Source organism: Flavobacterium sp. C3NV (assembly GCF_046825355.2).
GTDB lineage: Bacteria > Bacteroidota > Bacteroidia > Flavobacteriales > Flavobacteriaceae > Flavobacterium.
Window position 1 is genome coordinate 103672 of record NZ_JBKQBJ020000004.1, and the last position, 25462, is coordinate 129133.

General features: G+C 35.7%; 15 protein-coding genes. 5 read left to right on the forward strand and 10 right to left on the reverse strand.

Annotation, left to right across the window (positions count from 1 at the left end):
• Nucleotides 1–1356: an HlyD family secretion protein gene (locus ACIDC4_RS07385; protein ID WP_412042613.1), complete on the forward strand. Its 1356-nt coding sequence runs from the start codon at nucleotides 1–3 to the stop codon at nucleotides 1354–1356.
• Nucleotides 1337–2755 (forward strand): TolC family protein, encoded by a 1419-nt coding sequence (locus ACIDC4_RS07390; RefSeq protein ID WP_412042612.1) that lies wholly within the window; start codon nucleotides 1337–1339, stop codon nucleotides 2753–2755. Before ACIDC4_RS07385 ends, ACIDC4_RS07390 begins: the two co-directional genes overlap by 20 nt.
• 108 nt (nucleotides 2756–2863) lie before the next feature.
• On the opposite strand, the gene ACIDC4_RS07395 is transcribed toward ACIDC4_RS07390, so the two are convergent.
• Nucleotides 2864–4273, reverse strand: a complete 1410-nt coding sequence (locus tag ACIDC4_RS07395) for an MFS transporter (protein WP_412042611.1) — start codon at nucleotides 4271–4273, stop codon at nucleotides 2864–2866.
• A 480-nt stretch (nucleotides 4274–4753) separates the two neighbouring features.
• Nucleotides 4754–6148: an aldehyde dehydrogenase family protein gene (locus ACIDC4_RS07400; RefSeq protein ID WP_412042610.1), complete on the reverse strand. Its 1395-nt coding sequence runs from the start codon at nucleotides 6146–6148 to the stop codon at nucleotides 4754–4756.
• Nucleotides 6149–6417: 269 nt separating this feature from the next.
• Here ACIDC4_RS07400 and ACIDC4_RS07405 point away from each other — a divergent pair, with 269 nt between their 5' ends.
• Nucleotides 6418–6852 (forward strand): SRPBCC family protein, encoded by a 435-nt coding sequence (locus tag ACIDC4_RS07405; RefSeq protein ID WP_412042609.1) that lies wholly within the window; start codon nucleotides 6418–6420, stop codon nucleotides 6850–6852.
• 520 nt (nucleotides 6853–7372) lie between these two features.
• Here the strand turns inward: ACIDC4_RS07405 and ACIDC4_RS07410 are convergent.
• The 8 genes from ACIDC4_RS07410 to ACIDC4_RS07445 form a co-directional block, all read right to left on the reverse strand.
• Nucleotides 7373–8644 carry an acyltransferase family protein gene (locus ACIDC4_RS07410; RefSeq protein ID WP_412042608.1) on the reverse strand — a complete coding sequence of 424 codons (1272 nt, stop codon included), beginning with the start codon at nucleotides 8642–8644 and terminating at the stop codon, nucleotides 7373–7375.
• 60 nt (nucleotides 8645–8704) lie between these two features.
• Nucleotides 8705–9913 (reverse strand): anhydro-N-acetylmuramic acid kinase, encoded by a 1209-nt coding sequence (locus ACIDC4_RS07415; protein WP_412042607.1) that lies wholly within the window; start codon nucleotides 9911–9913, stop codon nucleotides 8705–8707.
• Nucleotides 9914–10047: 134 nt separating this feature from the next.
• A complete protein-coding gene (locus ACIDC4_RS07420; protein ID WP_412042606.1) occupies nucleotides 10048–13050 on the reverse strand; it encodes a serine hydrolase domain-containing protein in 3003 nt (1000 codons plus the stop codon).
• Nucleotides 13051–13131: 81 nt separating this feature from the next.
• A complete protein-coding gene (locus tag ACIDC4_RS07425; protein WP_230040348.1) occupies nucleotides 13132–14637 on the reverse strand; it encodes a sodium:solute symporter in 1506 nt (501 codons plus the stop codon).
• Nucleotides 14638–14748: 111 nt separating this feature from the next.
• A complete protein-coding gene (gene murQ, locus ACIDC4_RS07430) occupies nucleotides 14749–15576 on the reverse strand; it encodes an N-acetylmuramic acid 6-phosphate etherase (RefSeq protein ID WP_230040346.1) in 828 nt (275 codons plus the stop codon).
• Between the two features lie 190 nt (nucleotides 15577–15766).
• Complete coding sequence (locus ACIDC4_RS07435; protein WP_412042605.1) at nucleotides 15767–16966, reverse strand: exo-beta-N-acetylmuramidase NamZ family protein; 1200 nt, start codon at nucleotides 16964–16966, stop codon at nucleotides 15767–15769.
• Nucleotides 16967–17222: 256 nt separating this feature from the next.
• Nucleotides 17223–18956: a RagB/SusD family nutrient uptake outer membrane protein gene (locus tag ACIDC4_RS07440; protein WP_412042604.1), complete on the reverse strand. Its 1734-nt coding sequence runs from the start codon at nucleotides 18954–18956 to the stop codon at nucleotides 17223–17225.
• A 24-nt stretch (nucleotides 18957–18980) separates the two neighbouring features.
• A complete protein-coding gene (locus tag ACIDC4_RS07445) occupies nucleotides 18981–22247 on the reverse strand; it encodes a SusC/RagA family TonB-linked outer membrane protein (protein ID WP_412042603.1) in 3267 nt (1088 codons plus the stop codon).
• 246 nt (nucleotides 22248–22493) lie between these two features.
• Between ACIDC4_RS07445 and ACIDC4_RS07450 the strand changes: the two genes are divergently transcribed.
• Together ACIDC4_RS07450 and nagB are read left to right on the forward strand one after the other, a co-directional pair.
• The gene (locus ACIDC4_RS07450; RefSeq protein ID WP_412042602.1) at nucleotides 22494–23243 is read left to right on the forward strand and encodes a DeoR/GlpR family DNA-binding transcription regulator; all 750 of its coding nucleotides are present in this window, start codon (nucleotides 22494–22496) and stop codon (nucleotides 23241–23243) included.
• A 136-nt stretch (nucleotides 23244–23379) separates the two neighbouring features.
• Nucleotides 23380–25305 carry a glucosamine-6-phosphate deaminase gene (gene nagB / locus ACIDC4_RS07455; RefSeq protein ID WP_412042601.1) on the forward strand — a complete coding sequence of 642 codons (1926 nt, stop codon included), beginning with the start codon at nucleotides 23380–23382 and terminating at the stop codon, nucleotides 25303–25305.
• The last annotated feature ends 157 nt before the right edge of the window (nucleotides 25306–25462 follow it).

Here is a 25462-nt window from a genome sequence, read left to right on the forward strand (position 1 = left end):
ATGCTCAATTTATCTAAAGATAATAACGTACTTATTACTCCGGGAAAATACGCTTCGATAACCAGCGTTGCCCGCAGACCTCATTATAAAATTTTAAACAGAGTTATCATAGGTTTTTTATTGTTCGGATTAGCGTGTTTATTCCTTCCCTGGACGCAAAACATTTCAGGAAGCGGATCAGTAACTACATTAAAACCGGATCAAAGACCGCAAACTGTTCATAATGCCATTGCCGGTAGAGTAGAGAAATGGTTTGTAAAAGAAGGCGATTATGTCAAAAAAGGAGATACGATTCTTTTTATTTCAGAAACCAAAGAAGATTACTTAGATCCAAATTTGGTAGGAAATACCAAAGATCAGGTCGATGCTAAAAAAATGGCTGTAGAATCTTATGGCGATAAAGTGACTTCGCTTAACGATCAGGCAAAATCGCTTAATACCGAAAGAGAACTAAAACTACAACAAGCACAAAATAAAATAAAACAATCCCTGTTGAAAATAAAAAGTGACAGTATGGATCTTGAAGCTGTAAAAACACAGTTAAGAATTGCTCAGACACAGTTTAATCGTTCTACTGCCCTTAATAAAGAAGGTTTAAAACCAATGACCGATGTAGAGCAAAAACGGCTGAAATTGCAGGAATCTGAAGCTTATATTATTACACAGCAAAATAAATTGCTAAGCAGTAAAAATGAGCTTATAAATGCCAGAGTCGAGATTAATAGAATTGGAGCTGAATATGCTGAAAAAATATCAAAATCAAGAAGTGATAAGTTTACCGCTTTAAGCACGCAATATGATACAGAAGCTCAGGTAAATAAGCTGGAGAATCAATATGCGAATTATAGCATAAGAAACGGAATGTATTATATCACGGCGCCTCAAAGCGGATATGTAAACCGTGCTTTACTGACCGGTCTTGGAGAAACCATAAAAGAAGGAACGCCAATTGTAAGTATAATGCCTGCGAGTTATGATATTGCGGTAGAAACGTATGTAGATCCTATCGATCTTCCGTTGGTACACCGTGGTGCAAACGTACGTGTTTGGTTTGATGGTTGGCCAAGAATTGTATTTTCAGGATGGCCGGGATTGTCTTACGGAACTTTTGGAGGTAAAATTGTGGCTATCGAAAATTTTATTAGTGCCAACGGGAAATACAGAGTACTAATTGCTCCCGATGATAATAAAGAGGAGAAATGGCCCAAAGAACTCAGCATTGGTGCCGGTGCACAAAGTATAGCGTTGTTAGAAACCGTTTCGGTATGGTATGAAATATGGCGTAACCTAAATGGATTTCCGCCAAATTATTATAAGTCAGATGAAAAAGCAGCAAATGGAAAGGACAAAAAATAAGAGGAGAACTGCTATAAAATTATTTTATTTTTTATTCTTATTGGGCATTTTTACCGGTTACAGTCAGGATTTTAATAAAGAAGAATTAAGTTATAGCGAGTTTTTAGGATACGTAAAAAAATACCATCCGCTGGTAAAACAGGCCAACCTTGAAGTGAGCAGCGCTCAGGCAATGCTTATGGTGGCGCGCGGAGGATTTGATCCAAAAATTGAAGTAGATTACAATAAAAAAGAATTTAAAGGAACCGAATATTATTCGTTACTAAACAGCAGTTTCAAAATCCCAACCTGGTACGGTGTCGAAATCAAAGCCGGTTTTGATGATACAGACGGGCAATATTACAATCCGCAGAATCGTACGCCCGAAGCCGGATTAACCTCATTAGGAATTAGCGTAGCTTTGGGTCAGGGAATGTTTATCAACCAAAGAATGGCTGATGTTCGCGAAGGAAAATTGCAGTTAAAACTAAGCGATGCACAACGAAAACTGAGAGCAATCGAGGTTTTATACAAAGCCAGTGAAGCGTATTTTGAATGGAGAAAAAGTTACAACGAAGCCGAACTTTATAAAAGTTATCTTGGTTTTGCCAGTACTCGTTTTGCCGGAGTAAAAAAACTGATTGAACTGGGAGATTCTCCCGCAATAGACAGCGTTGAAGCCGGAATTACGGTAAGAAACAGAGAACTGAATGTAGAAAACGGGAACCTGAAACTGGCCAAAGCCAAACTGAATCTGTCTAATTATTTATGGATCGAAAGTGTTCCGGTGGAGTTAGAAGAGAATGTAAAACCAGAGCAGAATTTAATTCAAACACTCGAGGAAACATTAAAAACCTCAGCGATGATGGTCAACTCAGAAACATTTGAAGCGCATCCTAAAATTCAGGCTTTAGAAACTAAAATGTCGATGCTCGAAATCAACAGACAACTCAAAGCAAATTCATTATTGCCAAAGCTGAATGTGGGTTACAATTATATCTCTGAACCCTCTTATTTTAATTCTTTTAATGCCGATGATTACAAGTTTAATATCGATTTTAGTATTCCAATTTTTCTGCGAAAAGAACGTGGAGGACTTAAACTCGCGAAGCTTAAAATTCAGGATTTAAAGTTTGATATCGATCAGCAAAGACTCGAATTAAAGAATAAAATAAAAGCACAGCAAACTGAAATTGCTTCATTAAAAAGGCAAAAAAATGTTATTGATAATCTGGTCAAAGATTACGTGACCATGCTCAACTCAGAGGAGAAATTGTTTTCCTTTGGCGAAAGCTCGATATTCTTAATCAATTCAAGAGAAAATAATCTGGTCAGTGCAAAACTTTCCCAAATTAGTATCGAGAATCAGTATTATATTTCGAATGCTGAGTTGTATAAAATACTGGCGAACCCAGATTGATTTTTAATACTTTAGAATTTAATTATATTTATTCGTTGGCTGAAAAAACCTGTAAAATTGATGTTTTACAGGTTTTTTCTATTTTAAGATGTTTTCTATTTAAGGTTCTTAACTAGCCGATTTTAAATTGTCACCATCTTTATCATGAAGTCTTCTAAAAACTAATCCGGAAAGAATAGTCAGAAAACCTACGACAAGAAATGTATATCGAAAAGCATTGTGAATTTCGTTATGAATGAGCTTTGTATCACCCTGAAAAACTTTAAGAACCAGGAGTCCAAAAGCAATTCCAAAACCAATGGCCAGTTGCTGATTTACAGAAACTAAGGAATTGCCGCTACTAGTATGATAAACTCTTAAATCGGCAATAGAAATAGAATTCATAGACGTAAATTGTATGGAGTTGAAGAAACCCAAAACCGAAATAATAGGAACATACCAATAAAAAGAACTATGAATTGACGGAATAGCCAGTGCACAGATTAAGACACCAATAATAAAAGTATTCACCATTAAGGTTTTTCTGTAACCGTAAGTATTTAAAATTTTAATAACAGCCGATTTACCAAACATGGCAGTAAGAGCCATAGGTGCCACAATCCATCCTGAAGTTACTGCCGATTGTCCGTAAGCAATCTGAATCATCATGGGTAATAACAACGGAATCGAACTAAACCCCAAACGCGTCGCCAGATTACCTACTATGCCTACGCGAAAAGTTCTTACCTTAAATAAATTCAACGGAAAAAGAGGGTTATTGTCTGTCACAGCATGTTTATAATACCAATACAACATTAAAAATCCGGACATTAATACCAATAAAACCGGTGTTACGCGAACAGTATTGCCAAATAATTCTAAAGAAATAGACAAAAGAAGGGAAGCCGCAGCAAAAATCAGGAAACCTTTTAAGTCAAAATCGATTATGGGAGATTTATAGTCGGGCATATACTTAAGACTTAAAAGAATACCAATAATCCCAAACGGAATATTGATCAGGAAAATCCAGTGCCAGGATAAATAATCGACCATGTATCCTCCAACCAAAGGACCTAAAACAGGACCTATCAAGGCTGGGATAATGGCAAAATTCATTGCTTTTAATAATTCTTTTTTAGGAAATGTTCTAATGAGCGCCAATTTACCTACGGGTGTCATTAAACTTCCTCCGATCCCCTGAATAACGCGCGAAAAAATCAGATGGGTTAAATTCTGCGAAAGCGAACAAAACAAAGACCCGATACTGAACAACAACAAAGCAAAAATAAATACTTTCTTCGTCCCAAATTTATCCGATAAAAAACCGCTAACCGGCATAAAAAGCGCAAGAGTTAATACATAGCTAATAATGGCATTCTGCATATCAAGCGGCGATTCGTGCAGATCTTTGGCAATAGCCGTTATTGATGTATTTAAAATAGTAGAATCTAGCATTTGCATAAAGATCGAAGTCGCCAAAATAATGGGTAATATTTTTTTGGTCGTTTCAATGTTTAGTTCTGCAGGGTTTGCGTTCATATTTTTAAAACTTTTTCTTTATTTAAATTTAAATCGGATGCTTAGATTTTTTACCATCAATTTATGAAACCTTTGCGTATGGTTTTTAAACACATAGTCCAGATAGCTATCCTACCGTCTGAACATTAGTATGAAACAAACACGAATTTGTTCCGCCTGTTCGCTATCGCTCAGGTCACTAATTTGCACAAATTTTAATTGGTTTAATTTAGTTTGTGAAATTAATTTCACGAAATGAATTAGTGTCAATTAGTGAAATTTGTGTTTAAAATTGTATAGCTATGTGAAAGGAATCAGCTTCTTTTTGTCTCCTTTTTGGTACACATAAAATCTATGTTTCTATGTGTTTAAAATTTTTCACGCAGATTTAGCAGATCTTGTTTAAAATTTAATCCTTAACATAAAAAAATCTCCTAAATCTGCGAGAAAAATAATCTATGTTTTAAATGAAATTTTCATATTAAATCGGGTAAATAAAAATTATAGAAATTTACTTTTAAAAACGGTTAGTTTTTCTCTCGTCATTTCGTTTATGGCATATGAAATTCCGCCCATTCCAATACCTGAAGAATCTCTTCCTCCAAATGGCATCCAATCGACTCTAAATGCCGTATGATCATTAACCATAACAGCAGTAGCATTCAATTTTTTAACAGTATCTAAAGCGATATCAACATTTTTTGTAAAAACGGCTGCCTGAAAATGAACATCAAGTGCATTGGCTCTCTTAATCGCTTCATCTCGGTCTGTAAAAGAATAAATACATACAACGGGTCCAAAAATTTCGGTAGTCGAAACTTTCGAATCTTCTGACGGATTAACCAAAACTGTAGGCTCAAAGAAAGTGTCGGAAATTCTTTTTCCGCCGGTTATTAATTGAGCTCCTTTTTCAATAGCTTCATTCACCCATTCTTCGACACGATCGACTTCTTTAGGTGTAATAAGCGGACCAACATCTGTTTTTTGATCTAACGGATTTCCTGTAATTAGTTTATTGGTGGCAGCTGCAAACTCTTCAATAAAACGCTCAGAAATCTCCTGATTGACATAAACTCGCTGAACCGAAACGCAAACTTGTCCGGCGTGATAAAAGCCTCCTTTTACGAGAGCAGGAATCATTTCGGTAAAATCAGCATCACTTTCAACAATAACGGGAGCAGCTCCGCCATGTTCTAAGGCGCATCTTGTTCCCGGAGATAATTTGCTTTTTAAGGACCATCCCACTTTTGCCGAACCAATAAAAGAGAAAAAATTAATTCTTGGATCTGTGACTAGCAATTCGGCAGCTTCATTATCGCATAGAATTATTTGAAGCCAGCCATCGGGTAATCCTGCTTCTTTTAAAATATTGCCAAGAGCCAAACTTGACAGAGGAGTCGCTGTTGCGGGTTTAAAAATTACGGGACAGCCGGCCGCAATGGCCGTAACGATTTGGTGAACTGCTAAATTTAACGGGTGGTTAAAAGCACTAACGGCGGCCACAATTCCTATAGGTTCTTTTGAGGTAAAAGCAATTCTGTTTAAAGAAGCCTCTGTAAGTCCCATTGGTATTTGTTCTCCTTTTATTTGAGAAATGTGTTCTGCTGCCAATTTTACACCTTTTATTGCACGAAGTACCTCAGCTTTAGAATCCTGATAAGGTTTTCCGCCTTCGCTTATGGCAGTGACTAATAATTCCTCGATTCTGTCATTCATAATCGAAGCTGTTTTTTCTAATATTTCGATTCTTTTATACGCCGGAATCCACTTCGATTGATCGTTAAATAAGTTTTGAGCGGTATTAAGTATGTTGTCAATCTCATTTTTGCTTATCAAGGGTAATTCTTTAATAAAACTTTGATCGTATGGAGAGGTAATTTCTGCAGTCATTTTCATAGTATTTTATTTTAAAAGACTCATTATAAAAACAATTTAGGTGTGAAAGAATTGCTTTTACAAAGTCATTGTAGTGTATTTAATCTAAAGTTAATTAAATTAATCCTCATAATTATGAAAAAAGCGCAAGAGGTTATCGAATTTAACTTGAGATTAATATTCTCTTTTAAAATATACAAAGGACAATTACAGGTATTATTTTCAAAATAGAGTGTTTGTCAGAGCAATAGAAATTTCGTTAACTTTGAATTTACGAAAACAAAACATTCATGAAAATGGAAAAAATTGAGCACATCAATTACATCAAATCACCTATTGCTGAGGTTTACAAAACACTTAATACGCAAGAAGGACTTGGCGCTGTATGGACCACAGAATTGATTGTAAAACCGGAAGTAGGTTTTATCAATGAGTTTGATTTTGGAGATAATGATTCAACAAAAATGAAGGTAGTAGAATTGTCTCCCAACAAAAGAATCCTATGGGAATGCACAGATTCTGACCCCGAATGGATTGGTACAAAAATTTCATTTGACCTGACCGAGAAAAACGGAGTTACGTCAGTTGTTCTCAAACATTTCGATTGGCGTGAGTTGACAGAGTTTTACCAATGGTGCAATTACAATTGGGCGATGTTTTTGTTAAGTCTTAAAAGTTATTGCGAAGATGGGGAAGGAACGCCATATCAAAACCGAAAGTTTTAGTTTTTTACCTGAATAAAATTCTAACGGAGCGAGAGGTACTATTTTCTTCATAATCAATATTAAAATTTCTATAAATATCCCATCCCACTGTGCAATGTTATTAAGTTAGATTGTGTTCCATCGGAACACCTCATCGGTAGAAAAAAAATGCATCGTGAGAAACATCGTCCCATTGGGACGTTTGAGAAATTGTAATCTGTATCTATTTTTACCAATTATTATTTATAAAATCAGACGTTCCTACGGAACGTGAAAAACGCCATATCTATTGGGCTACCAATGAAATGTTCCGATGGAACAAAAACAAATAAGTGCAATTAAATGAAATCCAAAAATAAATTGGCTTAATCTCATGTTGTCTTTATTAATAAAAATTAGGAGCTAATCCCGCTATCCGTTCCAATCTTTTGTGCCGAACCCCGGCACAAAAGGATTTCCACTTCTATCGGGGCTAGGACAATCATTTTCATGAAAAATTCATGCTAATTCGTGAAATTCGTGTTTGCATGGATAACGTTTTTTAAACTTTAAAAATCAATTTCTTTTTATAGAAAACCCATAAAATGCAAGACCAAAAAACAGCATATATAAGTGCATAAGCCAAAGACGCATTCAACGGATTTTCGAACCAGGTTGCAATTCCGTATTTGTAAATCGAAGTTTGAAGACTGATTTCTTCTGACGCTATTTCCGGACTTTGAACCTTAATTGCACTCAACGCTCTCGGAATAATTCCTGAAAAGAAAAATACAATCATAGGATTTACGCCCCAGATCAAAAACAGTTTGGTCCATTTTGTATAATTGGCAACATCTATTATGTAGTATAATATCGTCAAACATATTGTGGCGATTCCGGCCGTGTACAAAACATATGAGCTTGTCCAAAGCGATTTGTTTATTGGGAAAAAGGTGTTCCAGAGTAGACCCAGAATCAATAAAGAAACTCCGGCGATGGCTAATTTTTTTACAATTTCGATTTTGGCGATTTGCAGGTTTAATATTTGACCAATAAACATTCCCATGATTCCTGTACCAATGGCTGGCAAAGTGCTCAAAATTCCTTCAGGATCCCAGGTTTTACTAGAAGCCCATAAATGTCCGTTTAAAAGTAAATTGTCCAACCACGCAGCCAGATTAGTTCCTTTGTCGAAATTGGCAGGACCAAATCCCGGAACCGGAACAAAAGCCATCAAAATCCAGTAAATCAATAAAATCGATGCGGCAACTAGAAGTTGTGTTTTCAGGTTTGTTTTTAAATATAAAATAGAAGTAAAGAAATATACAATTCCTATTCGTTGCAGAACGCCAGGAATTCTTACGTCTTCAAAAGCTTCGATTCCGCTGTAGGCTAAGGATATTAGTACGGCAAAAATCCCTACTGCGAGATAGGTTTTGACTTTTAAAGTAAAGTTGCCTAAAAGAGCATAAGCTACTGCAAAAGTTATTAGTAATCTCAGGATTAATAACGGAATTCCTTCTAAACCAAATAATTCGAATCGGCTGAAAAAAGCGAGAAAAAAACCTAAACAGAAGATTCGTAACGAACGAACTATAATTTTATTAAAAACAGCTGAATCAAAATGTTTTACCGGCATTGCAAACGGAATCGCGGTTCCCATTATAAAAACGAAAAAAGGAAATACTAAATCGGTAGGAGTACAGCCGTGCCATTCGGCATGTTCTAAAGGCGGATATATCGAAGCCCAGCTTCCGGGATTATTGACGATTGTCATCAATAAAATGGTAAATCCTCTAAATACATCTAGTGAAATTAAACGTTCTTTTGTCATTGGTTGAGGTTGTTTTTTGGTTTCGTTAATGATATAAAAAGAGAAATCGTGATTGTTTTTTTAATTCGGAAAAGAGATTTTTCCCATCGATACTGACGGAATCCTTTTTCGCGGACCAAAATCAGAAGTGCCTCCGGAAACGGTTTCATTGGCTAAAATGGCAAATAATATGGCTTCTTTTGCATCGCCTGAAATTCCTAAAATATCAGTATTTTCAAAAGTACAAGGCAATAATTCTTTTAGCCAGCCCACTAATAATGGATTGTGCGCTCCGCCGCCTGACATATAAATGGTGAAAGTTTCAGGAGAATACGTTGTGTTGTTTATAGCCGAATGTATGGCTTCGGCGATGGTTTCAGCGCTGAATCGGGTTAAGGTGGCGAGTAAATCTTCAATAGTAATATTTTGGGTATTGCTTTGGGCTTGCGCTTTTCGAACATAGTCAATACTAAAAAGTTCCGGACCTGTAGTTTTAGGGAAAGGTTTAGCAAAGAATTCATCTTCTTTTAAGGCTTTTAAAAGATTAGGATTTACGTTGCCTTGTTTCGCAATTTCGGCATCTTTATCATACGATTTCTCAGGAAAATGAAGTCTTGTAAAAGCGTCAATTAAGGTATTTCCTGTTCCTGTATCGGTAACAAAAACTTCTTCGGGATTGTGGCTTGAAGATAAATACGTAAAATTAGCGATACCGCCCATATTGAGCATAATGCGGTTTTCATCTTTTTTGCTAAATAAAAAATAATCTCCGTAAACGGCCAATGGTGCTCCTTCGCCGCCTGTAGCAAGATGTTTTTGCCTAAAATCAGAAATGGTTATAATGCCGGTTTTTACAGCAATATGATCTCCGTCACCAATTTGCAAAGTACCGTTTGGAAATTTTTCCTGTTGATGCAAGATCTTCGGAGCATGAAAAACAGTTTGTCCGTGTGAGGCCACCAGATCAATTTTTTCAGCCGGAATTTTCCAATGGTTCAAACGATCCAGAATAATATTAGCATGAAGAATCCCGATCCATTCATTCAATAAAACCAAATTCTGAAAATCGATAGTGGGTTTCGCAAATACATTTCTGATTTCGGTTTTTACTTCTTCAGAATAATCAACGGTATCAAATTGAATTAATTGAACTTTGGTATTTTCGCCTGAACCTGAAATTTCGCATAAAGCCACATCCAAACCATCCAATGAAGTACCGGACATTAATCCGATAATAGTTCGTGATGGTTTTTGGGCAATTTTATACAGTGATTCCAGATTTGCATTCATGATATTGTTTTTTTTAATAAAATTATTCTTCGTTGTGTATAATATTTTTTAACCATATAAGGAATGTAAGTTCATTTAAAAATTTTAGCAAAAACTAATATGTTCTTAAATTTCTTATAGGGTTAATTTAAAATTTACTTCACCATAATAGCTTCCTGAATAATTTGCTGAATTTCTTCTCTAATTTTTCCTTTGGCTAATTTATTCTCATCTCCATTCGTTCCGGGATAGGTTCTGTTGGATAAAAATACATAAACAATTTCTGTTTCAGGATCGACCCAGGCGATGTTTCCTGTAAATCCGGTGTGACCAAAACTTGATGCAGATACACAAGCGCAGGTTGGTCCGTCTTTACCAATTCGTTTATCAAAACCTAAACCTCTCTGAACGCCCTGATTGGCATAATAACAAGTATTGAAAGCGTCAAATGTTTGTGGAGAGAAATATTCTTTATTACCGTAATTTCCTTTTTGCAAATACAACTGCATCATTTTGGCAACATCCATAGCGTTCGAAAAAATTCCTGCGTGACCGGCAACTCCGCCTTCCATTGCTGCGGCCATATCGTGTACATAACCCTGAATAACCTGATGTCTGAAATACGTATCAACTTCTGTAGGGGCAATGTTGCTTTTATCGAATTTGTCTAACGGATTGTAAAGTGTATTGTTCATCCCGAGTGTGCTGTAAAAATTCTGCTTGCTCAGATCTTCCAGTTTTTTATGCGTTTTTCTTTCCAGATATTCTTTTAAGATGATAAAAGTAAAGTCACTGTATTTGTATTCTTTTTTAAGCGATACCGGACTATCGGCAATGATTTTCATGATAGTGTCGTGATAATCATTTCGAATATAAAGGTTGTCTGCTACTTTTGTGGTAAAACCAGTTTCGGCTATTTTTCGATAGTATTTTTCAGAAGGATTATTATTGCTGTCTAATGTTGCTTTGTAAAACGGAATCCAGGCCTGAAGTCCGGCATAATGCGTCAACAAATCCTTGAAAATGATATTTTCTTTGTTTGTTTTGGCAAAAAACGGCACCATATCTTTTAGTTTAGTGTCCAGATTTACTTTTTCTTTATCGTACAATTGCATCACATTTGGCAATGTCGAAATCATTTTTGAGATCGAAGCAACATCATATAAATCGGTATTGGTCACTTTTTTTCCATTTTCATAAGTTTGATTTCCGTATGATTTCTGAAAAATTACACTTCCTTTTCTGGCCACCAAAATCTGCATTCCCGGTGCCATTTTTCCGTCGATTGCTTTTTGTGCCACAGCATCTATTTTTGATAGAATGGCGGGATTCATATTCACATTTTCCGGAGCGGTAAAAGCGAGACGATTTAATTTTTCGGTCGTTAATCCGTCATTTACTTTGAAGGAAGTATTGATGGATACCGGCAGCTTTCCTTTGGATGCAATAGCACCAAAAAGTAATTCGGCCGAAACGACCTGACTGATATCTGAATTTTGGTACGAAACCACTAAGCCTTCAATATCATCAAAATCAGAAATAGATAATAGCGAATAAGGTTTGGCAAAAATGTCGAGAATTACGTCGTTGTGTTTCGCAATTTCTTTTAGCCAAAGCATTTCTGTTAATGTAAATTCTTGTTTTTCCCAAGGTTTATTTACTTTATGAAAGCTAATAATCACCTTGTCAAATTTTCTCAATTCCTTATTCAGGCTGTCAAGATTGGTGTCTTTAACTTCTATTATTTCGGTATATTTTTTTAATGTAGAAACAAAAGTACTGTTCGTATCATCGCCTAATTTTACGTAGGCAATTTTCTGATCGAGTTCTTTTATAGGTAATATTTCCTTTTCATTTTTTAAAACAGTAACCGCGTTTTCATACAATTGATAATGCAGCGCATCATTTTGTGACGGATTAAGATCAGTATAAATATTAGCCATGTCAATAGGCTTGTAATGATTTAATCCTGCTTTGAATTTGTAATGCAATATTTTTTTTACCGAATGTGCGAGGCGTTCCTCGGTAATCACATTTTCATTATAAGCTGCTTCCAGTTTTTGCACCGCTACAGGAACATTTTCAGGACAAAGTAAAACATCATTTCCGGCAAGAATTACAGCAATTTCTAAATCTCCGGGACCTTTAAAATTACTGGCGCCTTTCATGGCTAAACCATCGGTAAAAATTAAACCTTCGAAACCTAATTCTTTTTGAAGCAGGTTGGTCACCACATTATAAGAAGCCGAAGAAGGTAAATTTGGAATTGGCTCTAAACTCGGGATATTAAGGTGCCCAACCATAACCGATACTAAACCTTCATCGAATATTCTTTTGTACGGATACAATTCTATTTGCTCCAGTCTTTCTTTCGAAAAATTAACTAATGGCAAAGCATGGTGAGAATCGGTTGCGGTGTCTCCGTGTCCGGGAAAATGTTTTCCGGTACTAAAAACGCCCTGACTCTGAACTCCTTTCATTAAAGCAATGGCTTTGTTGGCTACATTGACTTTGTCTTCACCAAAAGAACGATTCCCAATAATTGGATTTTTAGGATTGGTATTAATATCTAAAACCGGAGCAAAATTAAAATGGATTCCGATTCTCTTGTTTTCGTTGGCCATATTTCGACCCACTTTCTCAATTAAATTCAAATCCTGAATCGCGCCCAAAGTCATATTCCACGGATATCTGTAAGTAGAATCCAATCGCATTGCCAATCCCCATTCGGCATCAATTCCTACGAACAAAGGCACTTTTGCTTTCGATTGGTACAGATTGGTCAATTTCGCCTGACGAACCGGCCCGCCCTGAAAAAAGATTACTCCGCCTACTTTATAATCCTGAACCAGTTTATTTACTTCATTTACGTGAACAGAATCTTTATTTGAATAAGCCGAAATCATAAACAATTGACCTACTTTTTCGCGAAGCGACATTTTGCTGTAAATACTGTCGACCCAGGCAGTTTCTTTATCTGAATCTTTGAAAAAAGTCTTTTTCTCAGATGTTTTTGGAGCCGTATAAACGACTGTATCTTTGGTAACAGGATCTGTTTTTAAATCTTTAATTGTAGTGTCTTTTTTAGAAACGCCACAATTGGTGATTAAAAATAAAAATGAAGCACAAAGGCTGATTTTTATGATGTAATCTTTCATGTTTATTATTTTTTGGGCAATTGAAACTTATTTAAAAAGTTTCAATTGATTAATCAATAGGGTTGTGTTTTTAAGGTGTTTTTAAAAACTTATTTTTTCTGTGCTGCGGGAACTTGTCAGGTATAATCCTAAATACGTTATCAATCCGTTTAGTACAATTAATTCATTATCAAAAACATATCCTGCAAATAATGCTGCTGAATTTTCATTTATTAAATAGGTAAAGAAAGGCGATAATAAGCAAATTACAGGAACAAATTTATCTTTTACATGTCTTGATTTCTGGAACAATCCAAAAGCATATAATCCTAATAATGGGCCATACGTATAAGACGCCACTTTGAATATCATACCCACTACTGAACTATCGTTGATGGAGTTGAAAATAAGGATCACAAAGAAAATCAATGCCGAGAAACTAATATGAACCAAATGTCTTGTTCTAACGGTATTTTTCTTGCTGTTTTCGGCTTTGTCCATTCCTAGAAAATCAACGCAAAAAGAAGTTGTTAAGGCTGTTAAGGCTGAATCTGTTGTAGCAAATGTCGCTGCTATGATTCCTAATAAAAATACGATGGCCGGAATTGTAGCCAAATGATTCAGGGCAATTTCCGGAAAAAGTAAATCGGTTCTTGGTTTGCCGGTCAGTAAATCTGTTGGTATTGCGATGCCATTTTTGTTGGCATAGATATAAAGTAAAGCGCCAACACTCAAAAAGAAAATGTTGATGACAACAAAGATTCCCGTAAAAGTGAACATGTTTTTTTGTGCTTCGCCAATGTTTTTACAGCTCAGGTTTTTTTGCATTAAATCCTGATCCAATCCTGTCATGGCAATGGTTACAAACATTCCTCCTAATATTTGTTTGACAAAATGGAATTTACTTCCCAGAAAATCATCAAAGAAAAATATTTTAGAATAATTGCTGTTTTTTACTTCTTCGAAAGCGCCAATCGCACTTAAATCCATACGATCGCAGATGAAATAAATGGTAAGAAAAACAGAAGTTACCAGGAAAAACGTTTGTAAAGTATCGGTTATAATAATCGTTTTTAAGCCGCCTCTGTAGGTATAAGAAAAAATTAGCAACAATGAAATCAGTACTGTAAAGGCAAACGGAATATGATAAAAATCGAAAACAAAACGCTGTAATACAATTACAACCAAATAAAGCCTGAACGCCGAGCTTACCGTTCTGCTGATCAGGAAAATAGAAGCTGCGGTTTTATAGCTGTAAAAGCCCATTCTTTGCTCGATATATCCGTAAATAGAAGTTAAATTCATTCGATAATACAACGGTAATAATAATTTTGTAATTACTATAAAACCTATTGCATTACCCAAAACAAACTGAAAATATTTGAATTGTTCACCACTTGGTGCCCCAACTTCTCCGGGAACAGATATAAACGTTACTCCTGAAAGTGCCGTTCCTATCATCCCAAAAGCAACCAGATACCATTTTGAGTTTTTATTGGCGGTAAAAAAAGCATCATTTCCGCCGTCTTTTCTACTCACCCGATGCGAGATGTAGAATAATGTTCCGAAATAAATGATGATGAGAAGGAGGATGGTACTTGGTGTCATTTTAGTTTTTTGGTTTGTTTTTTGATAAATTTTGGTGAATCAACGTTAATCAAAGATGAATAAAACGGTTGATTAAACCTAACAGGTTTTAAAAACCTGTTAGGTTTCGTTCTAGTTTTCCTGATTTTTGCTTTGAGCCAATAAAACAGCTCTTACGCTTTTGTGTTTTTGCAGTAATTCTTCGGCTAAATCATATTCAATTCCAAGTTCTTCCATGATCATTTTGATACCGCGTTTGACCAGTTTTTCGTTAGACAACTGCATGTCTACCATTTTGTTGCCTTTTACTTTTCCCAGTTTGATCATTACAGATGTAGAGATCATGTTTAAGGTAAGTTTTTGAGCTGTTCCGGCTTTCATTCTGGTACTTCCGGTTAAGAATTCCGGTCCTACAATCAATTCAATAGGATAATCGGCTTCCTGAGCAATAAGTCCGTTGCTAATGCACGAAATACTTCCTGTTTTGATGTTGTGTTCTTTTGCTTTTTTCAAAGCGCCTAAAACATAAGGTGTGTTTCCTGAAGCTGCAATCCCGATAATAAAGTCTAAGCTTGAAATTTCAAATTTAGCTAAGTCTTTCCATGCTTGTTCAGTGTCATCTTCGGCGTTTTCAACAGCTTTTCTAATGGCAGTGTCTCCACCGGCAATAATTCCGATAATCATATCATGCGGAACACCAAAAGTTGGCGGACATTCTGATGCATCTAAAATACCAATTCGTCCCGAAGTTCCTGCTCCAATATAAAATAATCTGCCGCCCAGCTGCATTTTTTTCACAATTGCCTTAACCAGTTTTTCGATTTTAGGAATCTGCTCGTCGATAATCTGCGGCACTTTTTTGTCTTCTGTATTGATATTCGTAAGAAGTTCTTTCACGCTCATTTGATCCAAGTCTTTGTACAAAGATTCTTGTTCAGTTTCAGGATTTTTATTTTTCATTTTTCTTTTTTTTGATTTTTGAAACCAAAGTTGTTCGAATAACCGGTTTCGATATTTTGCAATTTAGTTGGTTGTATTTTTACTCGTTGACCGTAATTTTTTAACACATAAAAACATAGTTTATTACTTTAAAAAAAGGCGTTTCACTTATTTTAAAATAAACATAAGAACTATGTGGAAAAACAGCTGTTTAATAGATTAGGTAAGCTTTTCTCATTTTTTTGAAGGCTTCTAAATCCTTCTGCCAGCTCTTTCTTATTTCATTTTCTGAAACTCCGCTTTCTATTTGTTGTTGTAATTTTTTTGTCCCGGCAAGTTTGGTAAAAAACTGATTGAAGAATTTCGTTTTATCGCTGGTATTTTGAAAGGCTTTTATCAGCCATTTAAGTTCTAATTGTGTGAGTTTTGGGTAAGAAGTTAAATCTTCTCCAAAACATTCTTTTCCGTTATAAAGTGGATCTTTGGCTCCAAAATTTGGTTTTGGGGTAAAGCTGAAATTCGTTTTCTTTAAAAAAGGAGAACCATAAATTTGGAATTGTTTCTCGGTTCCGCGTCCCATACTTACGTTTGTTCCTTCAAATAGACATAAACTGGCGTATAGGTTTATCGATTGGTCATTAGGTAAATTGGGTGATGGTTTTGCCAGTAAACTGTATGGCATAGTTCGTTTATAATCGACACAAGGAATAACAGTTAGTTTGCATTGAACGGCATTTTTTAACCATTTTTCGCCATTAATCATTTTTGAATATTCTCCAATTGTCAGACCATGAAGTAGCGGAATAGGGTGCATGCCCACAAAACTCGTAAATTCTTTTTCAAGAAGCGGTCCGTCTACGATACCGCCATTTGGGTTTGGTCTGTCCAGAACAATAAGTGGAATTCCGTTTTCTGCGCAAGCTTCCATTACATAATGCAAAGAAGAAATATAGGTGTAAAAACGCGCACCAACATCCTGCAAATCGAATATCATAACATCGATTCCTGCCAATTGTGCCGCTTTTGGTTTTTTATTGTCTCCGTAAAGAGAGATGATAGGTAATCCTGTTTTAGGATCTTTTCCGTCTACTACATGTTCGCCTGCATCTGCAGTTCCTCTAAATCCGTGTTCGGGTGCAAAAATGGTTTGTACGGCAATTTTCTTTTCTAATAAAAAATCTACCACATGTGTTTTATCCGATAAAATTCCGGTTTGATTCGTAACGATTCCAACTTTTTTGTCTTTCAGTAAAGGCAGGTACTTTTCGTAATTATCAGCTCCGGTTTTAATGGAAGGGGCTGTAATTTCGTGAGGATTATTTTTTGCAGCTTTTTGAAATGAATTGGAATAAGACGGTGTGTACATTACAGAAGTTACTATAAAGACACTTTTTGCTATGAATTTTATCATTTTAAATTACAGTTTAGTAGTGAGAAGACAAAAATTGACTCAATAAAATTATATTATTATTTGATTGGTAGTGTATCTTTTTTTGATTTGATGATGTAGTGTGGTATTCTGGAAAGAGAAGTCTATGATTTTTAGACCTGTATTTTATTTTTGTCAGATGCTGCTATGTCTTTTTACAAAGAAATAATTTTAAAATACTACCTCTGGTTTTAGTGCCCAGAGGTAGTGTATTATTGATGGGTTTGGTAACTGAGGATTACCAGCCCGGGTTTTGTTTTAATGTAACACCTTGAGCTTTATATAAATCAATATCATTAGTTGGGATATTCATTAAATAATGTTTTGGTTCAAAGGTTCTTGTACTTGCAGGATAAATTTTCACATATCCGTTACCGTCAACTACAGTTTGTGATCCAACAGGAGTACCAATTCTGGCTCCAAGATTTACGTCAGGATTTTTTGAAGTATCAAGATAATCTCCTTTTTTCCAACGGTAAATATCAGCTTGTCTTAAAGTAGTCCAGCTCATAAATTCTATTTGACGTTCACGACGTACTTCCCAGATTAGCGGACTAACAACACCAGAGATTTGCTCTAAAGTTGAGGTTCTTCGTGGGTCATTGATAACTACATTTCCTGCAGATGCATTATTTCCGTCAGTTGTCAAAGCGGCAATTCCTGCACGTGCACGTACTTTATTGATCGAAATATCAAGATCGTTATTGGTAGCTGTACCCAATTCAGCACAAGCTTCGGCATAATTTAAATATACTTCGCTTAGTGTAAATACTGGAGCATCAGTATAATTACGTCCTCCTGTAGTAACATCAGGACCTGTTGTAGCAGGATTATTGTACAATTCGAATACATATCCTGACATCGAAACTAAAGCAGTTGTACCAAAAGGTTTTCCTTTATAACCGTAGTTCGCAGGATTTACGGTTTTACCAAAACGCGGATCTCTGTTTGCAAAAGTTTTAGTTACGTTATCATCACCCGTATATTGTGCGTTTCCGGCTTGTTGAATTGGTAATCCGTTTGTCGTTACATAACTGTCAGCAGCCCATTTTGTTAAACCGTATTGAATTGTTGATGTATTGGTGTAGTTTTGAAGAGAGTGCATCAATACGTTTGTTAAATAACGTTTTGCCAATATCACTTCTGTATTTCCAAGTAATTCAACTGAATTGTAAAGTGATTTCCAATCCGTATTTAATTTATAAGACGGATTGTTCATTATTGCTAATGAAGCCACTTTAGCTTTATTAAGATACGCACTTCCGTCCTGACCCAATTGGTATTTTCTGTATGTTCCTTCGTAAAGGCATGCATTACTTAAAGCTGCATAAGCCGTGTATTTGTTTACGGTAGCATTTTTATCGTCTGAAACAAGCATTAGGTTTGCAGCTTCTTCTAATTCTGCAATTGCCTTGTCCATAACTTCTGCTCTTGGCATTGCAGGAGAATAAACTGCAGGATCTCCCTGAGTTAAATATCTGTCAGTATACGGAACATCTCCCATTTTTTGCACTAAACGAAAGTAGGTGTAAGCTCTAAAGAATTTAGCGACCCCAATAAAGTGGTTCTTTTTTTCTGTAGGCATACTCACGGTTGGTACTTTTTCTAACATCAAATTACAACGACGAATAAGCGTGTAGTAATCATTCCAGGAATATTGATTGGTAGTACTTGCTGTAATTGGCATTTGATAAAAAGTAAAAGCTGATAAATTATCATCTACTTTAAAATCACTACCATGATAATAGAAAGAAGAAAGTCCTATTGTTGTACCATTTCCGTAACCATAAAAGGTATCGTAGTTGCTCCAGGAAAAAGTTCTAACATTATCTTCTGTTTGCCAAAAGTTATCGTTTGTAAATTTATCTGCAGGATCATCTGTTAGATAGTCTGAACAACTACCTGCGCTCATTGCTACTGTAGTGGCAGCAATCATCAGCAGAAATCTTGATTTTATAATTGATTTTTTCATTTTAAAAGTTTTGAATAGTTAGTATTAGAAAGATAGCTCAACACCAAAAGATATTGTTTTGGTATAAGGATAAGCTCTTCCCCAGAAAACTTCAGTTTCGTCAATTTCAGGATCTACAGGAAGACGGTTATCTGCCCATGTCAATAAATTTTCACCTGAAGCATACAATCTTACTTTTTCTAAACCAGCCTTTTTTACGACATCTGCTGGTAAAGAATATCCAAGAGTTACATTTTTTAAACGTAAATAAGACATGTTTAATAAATATCTTGTTTGTGTAACGAAGTTGTTCATACCATTGGTACTACCTCCAAAAGCAGTTGATTCATTACCATAATAAGGATTAGGCCAGTAAGCATCGGTATTTTCAGGTGTCCAGTAATCAGCTTGATTAGCATACATTTGCTGAGGTGCACGATAGAAAGGTAACACAGCATCTGAAGCAGCCCAGTAATCACGTTTTCCAACCCCTTGGAAGAAACCTGAAACATCAAATCCTCTATATTTTCCACCTAATGTAATACCATATTTGTAACGTGGCGTTGTATTACCAATTTTACTTAAATCTCCATGATCGTCTGCAGTACCTGCACCACGTGAGATTGTTCCATCACCATTTGTATCTACATAATGTACATCACCAGCTCCGTATTTAAAATTACCTAACATTGTTTTAGAGTAATCAATTCCGTTTACTGTTTTACCATTGTTAGTGATTACGTCATCAGCCTGAAGAAGTCTGTCACTGGTTAAACCCCAGATTTGTCCAATTTCATATCCATCATAATAAGTACTTAATAATTTTGAACTATTATTCCATTTTGTAACTACCGACTTGTAATCTGATAACGCCAAATCAACAAATACCGAAGCATTTTCGCTTAAGTTTTTATTAAAGTTCAAAGACAATTCCCAACCTCTTGTTCTCATGTTTCCTGAGTTAGTTTGTGCAGCACTTTGGCCAAAAGAACCCGGAAGTGTTATACCAGGAGCCAACATTCCTTTAGTATCACGTTGGTACCAGTCGAAAGAAGCACCAAGCATATCAAATATTTTAACATCAATACCCACATCTTTTGTGTATACTTTTTCCCAGGTTAATGATGGGTCAACGTTAGTTGGTAAAGTTGTCGAAGGAGGAATTGTAGATCCGCTGTTTACCCATGATGGATTTGTAGAATTCAGGATAGATAAGAAAGCATTGTTCCCTACGTTTTGATTTCCGATTGCACCAATAGAACCACGTATTTTAAGGTCGTTTAACCAACCACGTGTGCTTTCCATAAATTTTTCATTCACAATTTTATATCCTACAGAAGCAGAAGGGAAGAATCCCCATTGTTCGTTGGTAGGGAATTTTGAAGAACCATCGTAACGAGCATTTAATTCTAATAAGTAAATTCCGTTATAGTCGTAATTGATACGAGCAAAGAAACCTGCAATAGAATATGTTGTTTCTGCGGGATTCAAAGAAGTATTTGCAGCTCCTGAAACAAATTGTTCTCCTACTGCAAGATTAAATTCTGGTTTTGATTTGTCTAAAAGTGTATTTCTTCTGGCATAGTTACGAGAGAAATCCTGCCACTCAGAGTTAAAACCTCCTAAAACTTTAAAACTATGTTTGTCTATTTGTTTTTTATAGTTCGCATATATATTTACAACATTGGTAACTGACTCTGATTTAGATTGTGCTACATAGTCATTTCCTGCTTCAAGAGTTGCAGGTACAGCAGTTTGAATCGTGGTCGCATCATATGGCATTGCAGACCAGCTGTCCCAGGCTAAGAATTTACCACCATTTTGTTTTCTGTTGTAAGAATTAGTTACGTTACTTATTTCAGCAATAACATTAAAATCTTTAGTGATATCTGCTGTAAATTTTGCACTTAACCTGTTGTTACGTTGTATGTTTTCATTTCTTGAAGCATTAGATATATATCCTCCCGCAGTACGGAAATTATAGCCTCTGTAGGTTCCGAAATTAGGAAAATATTGTCCCCAACGAAGCGCATATCCAAAATAACCTCCATACCCTGTATCATCAGTACCAGAACCGCCGTAGTAGTTAAATGGCTGGTCATATGTACTGTTAATAGTCATTACTTTGAAATCACCCGTAAGCCAATCGGCCAATTTTGTAGTGAATCCTAAATTGATGTTGGTTCTTTGTCTTTGTTCCTGGTTTACTCTTAACATACCATCTTGGTTAGCAAGTGCAAATGAAGCAAAGAAAGAACTTTTATCTCCTAAGTTACCTTGTGCCGAAAGATTGTGAGTAGTCTGAAGCGCATTGCTCGCATACAATTCTTTATTAGCATCCCAAACTCTGTAGAAATAAGGCGTACCATTTTTAATCTCCCAGTCTTCACCATAAACCATTTCATTACTGGTACGATTGTGTGCATATTTTTCTTTCCAGCCTTTAATTCCCTCTAGTAAAGTAGCGTAGTTTGCACCAAAAATTTCCGGTACAGCACCATCGGTACGTGTTCCTGCAGCAATTAGTCCCGGAATTTCTTCTGTTGGATCTAAGAATTTTAAGGTAGAAATAGGATTTACGAAAGCCGTATTGGCAGAATAAGAAAATCTCACTTTTCCTTCTCCTGTTTTTCCTCCTTTAGTTGTAATTAAAACTACTCCAAAAGCAGCACGTGCACCGTAGATAGAAGCCGAAGCTGCATCTTTAAGTACCGTCATGGTTGCAATATCATTTGGATTGATAAGTGATAAATCTGTAGGGACCCCATCAACCAATATTAAAGGAGCGTCTGAACCATTAATAGTTCCGGCTCCACGTATATTGATATTTGCCGTACGATTGATATTCCCTGAGTTAAAACTAACATTTACACCCGGTGTAGTACCTTGTAAAGCTTTGCTTACATCTGTAACAGGTCGGCTTCCAATTGTTTTAGCTACATCGATTGAGGCAACAGCTCCGGTTAAGTTTGTTTTCTTCTGAGAAGAGAATCCCACAATAACAACTTCGTCCAGCTTTGAAGTAGCCTCAGCAAGAGAAACGTTGATTTTTGCTTGCCCGTCAATTTTTACCACTTGCGTCTCAGATCCCATGTAGCTGAAAACTAAGCTTTGCCCTGGTGAGGCAGGGATACTGTAGTTTCCGTCAAAGTCGGTAGTCGTACCTGTTTTAGTTCCCTGAATAAGGATACTAACTCCAGGTATAGGAAACCCGTCCGCCTTGTTTTTTACAGTTCCGGTAATTGTTTTTGTTTGCCCAAATGTTACTTGAATGAACAAAACCAACAATGAAATAAGGAATAATTTTTTCATGATTATTTGGTTTTTTTAATGGTTGTTGAGCAAATATATTTATTTATTGCATATAAATGCATTATTTTGAACTTTTTTTCGAAAATTAATTCAAATAACGCAAAATAACGCATATTTAATATGTAAAATCTTTCTGCTTTATAATATTGTATAGAATTCTGCAAACTATTGCAGTTTCCTACAAAAGTCCTGCTATTCAATTGAAATATTTGATATATTTGTCCTGAATTTTAACTTTTTAAGAAAATGCTGAAAGCCGAAAGACATAAATATATAATGACTAAGCTGATTGAAGAACAGAAAGTTGTCACAACAGATTTGGCTTTGGCTCTAGATTTATCAGAAGATACAATTAGACGTGATTTAAACGAATTAGACAGCAAAAAGCTACTGGAAAAGGTATATGGCGGTGCTGTGCAGGTTTCGGAAAAATCCGTTGATATTTTTAATATTGATATAGCTGCCGAAGATGAAAAGAAAAAGATCGTGACAAAAGCACTGTCTTTATTACATGACGGACAGGTTATTATAATGAGTGGTGGAAGCACTAATTTAGTTTTCGCAAAGTTGATTCCTTCAGACTTAAAAGCTACAATATATACGTATAGTTTGCCAATCGCCATGCAATTATCTCAGCATCCCAATATCGACTTAATATTTATTGGTGGCAAAATGCAGAAAAATGCAATGGTAACAATTGGTATGGATGTGATTCAGGTTGTTTCTAAAATTAAAGCGGATATTTGTTTTATAGGTGCCAGCAGTATTAATATAAAACAAGGCTTAACCGAGATTGGATATGAGATCTCAATTGTCAAAAAAGCCATGATAGAGGCTTCTGATAGGGTTGTGTCTATGTTTTCTTCAGATAAACTAAATACGAAGATGCCTCATGTTGTTTGCGATTTGAATCTTTTGGATACGATAGTAACCGAATTAGATCCTAATGATTTAAAGCTGGAAGAATATAAGAAATCGGGCGTTTTTATCCTATAGTTTAAAATTCAATCAGTATTTTTTGCGTTATTTTGCGTTATTTGAATTTTATTTTGTTAAATAACGCAAAATAATGTATTTGTTCTGTTTTTTGTATCTATATTTGTTAAAACTAATTTTTTAACTTAGATATATTATGAAAACGAATACTTCTTTGGCTTACGACATTCCCGGGAAATTTGAAGAAACCCGATTTGAAAAAAATCATAACGTGATTTTTGAAAATTCTGTTCAGGGTTCAAAAATGGTTGCTCAGGAAATAGCCGAATTAATCCGTTCAAAACAAGCCAACAATGAATCTTGTGTTTTAGGACTTGCCACAGGATCATCACCTATAAAAGTATACGAAGAATTGGTGCGCATGCACAAAGAAGATGGTCTTAGTTTTTACAATGTCATCTCTTTTAATCTGGATGAATATTATCCAATGACCAAAGAGAACCGTCAGAGCTACCATTACTTCATGCATCAATATCTTTTTAATCACATCGATATTAAGCCGGAAAATGTAAACATCCCTGACGGAACTGTTGCGATCGAAGAACTGAACCAATATTGCGTTGATTACGAATTGAAAATAAAAGAAGCAGGAGGACTTGATTTTCAGCTTTTAGGAATTGGGCGTACCGGTCACGTAGGTTTCAATGAACCGGGATCTCACATCAATTCAGGAACCAGAATTATTACACTGGATCATATTACAAGAGTCGATGCTTCATCTGATTTTAACGGAATCGACAATGTACCTAAAAGAGCCATCACAATGGGAGTTTCGACAATTCTTAGATCTAAAAGAATTGTACTAATGGCGTGGGGACAAAATAAAGCGTCTATTATAAAAAGAACAATTCAGGGCGAAATAACGTCGGATGTTCCTGCTACTTTTTTGCAAAATCATACTAATGCTACTTTTGTATTAGACCAATTTTCTGCATCTGAATTAACCCGATTTGAAACACCATGGTTAGTGGGCGGATGTACGTGGACGCAGGAATTAAAAAGCAAAGCAATTGTTTGGCTTTGCAGAGAAACAAAACAATCAATATTAAAACTGACCGACAGAGATTACAACAACAACGGAATGTCGGATCTTTTAGCTCAGGAAGGTTCTGCCTATGATTTGAATATTAATATGTTCAATGTTTTGCAACATACCATTACAGGATGGCCGGGTGGAAAACCAAATACTGATGATTCTCATCGTCCGGAAAGAGCCAATCCTGCAAAAAAACGAGTAATTCTTTTTAGTCCGCATCCTGATGATGATGTGATTTCTATGGGAGGAACTTTTTCAAAACTAATAAAACAAGGTCACGATGTACATGTTGTATATCAAACTTCAGGAAATATAGCGGTTACAGATGACGAAGCATTAAAATTTGCCGAGGTTGCCAAAGATTTTATTGGTGATGATGCAAGCGGAATCAACTTTAAATCGGTGATTGATTTTCTGAATAGTAAATCCGAAAATCAAATTGATTCTCTTGAAGTTCGAAAATTAAAAGGATTAATCCGAAGAAGAGAATCTTATGCCGCTACAAGATATATAGGTTTAAAAGATGAAAATACACACTTTTTAGATCTTCCGTTTTACGAAACAGGACAGGTAAAGAAAAATCCGTTAGGTCCTGAAGATATTGCCATTGTAAAAGATATTATCGCAAAAATAAAACCTCATCAGGTATTTGCCGCAGGAGATTTGGCAGACCCACACGGAACGCACGAAGTTTGTCTAAACGCGATTTTTGCTGCTATGAAAGAGCTAAAATCAGAAAAATACATGGATGATTGCTGGTTATGGTTGTACAGAGGAGCTTGGCACGAATGGGACATTCATGAAATTGATATGGCCGTTCCGCTTTCTCCATCTGAAGTATTGCTAAAACGCAGCGCCATTTTATACCATCAATCCCAAAAAGACCGAGTAATGTTTCAAGGAAACGACTCCAGGGAATTCTGGGTGAGAGCCGAAGACCGTAACAAAAACACTGCAATTTTATACGATGATTTAGGATTGGCAGAATACGAAGCAATCGAAGCATTCAAACGTTTTGATTATTAATATCTATTTTTTTTTAAACACATAGAAACATAGATTTAAACAAAAAACAAAAGAGTATTTAAGAAAATTATAATTTTTTCACATACAAACTATGTGTATTTAAATTAGTGAAACGCCTTTTAATAAGTTTCATGGGCTATGTTCCTATGTGTTTAAA

Coding starts and splice junctions, on each gene's coding strand:
- ACIDC4_RS07450 (WP_412042602.1), top strand. CDS start 22,494: ATGCTGAAAGCCGAAAGACATAAATATATAATGACTAAGCTGATTGAA.
- ACIDC4_RS07400 (WP_412042610.1), bottom strand. CDS start 6,148: ATGAAAATGACTGCAGAAATTACCTCTCCATACGATCAAAGTTTTATT.
- ACIDC4_RS07435 (WP_412042605.1), bottom strand. CDS start 16,966: ATGATAAAATTCATAGCAAAAAGTGTCTTTATAGTAACTTCTGTAATG.
- ACIDC4_RS07395 (WP_412042611.1), bottom strand. CDS start 4,273: ATGAACGCAAACCCTGCAGAACTAAACATTGAAACGACCAAAAAAATA.
- ACIDC4_RS07415 (WP_412042607.1), bottom strand. CDS start 9,913: ATGAATGCAAATCTGGAATCACTGTATAAAATTGCCCAAAAACCATCA.
- ACIDC4_RS07420 (WP_412042606.1), bottom strand. CDS start 13,050: ATGAAAGATTACATCATAAAAATCAGCCTTTGTGCTTCATTTTTATTT.
- ACIDC4_RS07440 (WP_412042604.1), bottom strand. CDS start 18,956: ATGAAAAAATCAATTATAAAATCAAGATTTCTGCTGATGATTGCTGCC.
- ACIDC4_RS07405 (WP_412042609.1), top strand. CDS start 6,418: ATGAAAATGGAAAAAATTGAGCACATCAATTACATCAAATCACCTATT.
- ACIDC4_RS07425 (WP_230040348.1), bottom strand. CDS start 14,637: ATGACACCAAGTACCATCCTCCTTCTCATCATCATTTATTTCGGAACA.
- ACIDC4_RS07385 (WP_412042613.1), top strand. CDS start 1: ATGCTCAATTTATCTAAAGATAATAACGTACTTATTACTCCGGGAAAA.
- ACIDC4_RS07445 (WP_412042603.1), bottom strand. CDS start 22,247: ATGAAAAAATTATTCCTTATTTCATTGTTGGTTTTGTTCATTCAAGTA.
- nagB (WP_412042601.1), top strand. CDS start 23,380: ATGAAAACGAATACTTCTTTGGCTTACGACATTCCCGGGAAATTTGAA.
- ACIDC4_RS07390 (WP_412042612.1), top strand. CDS start 1,337: ATGGAAAGGACAAAAAATAAGAGGAGAACTGCTATAAAATTATTTTAT.
- ACIDC4_RS07410 (WP_412042608.1), bottom strand. CDS start 8,644: ATGACAAAAGAACGTTTAATTTCACTAGATGTATTTAGAGGATTTACC.
- murQ (WP_230040346.1), bottom strand. CDS start 15,576: ATGAAAAATAAAAATCCTGAAACTGAACAAGAATCTTTGTACAAAGAC.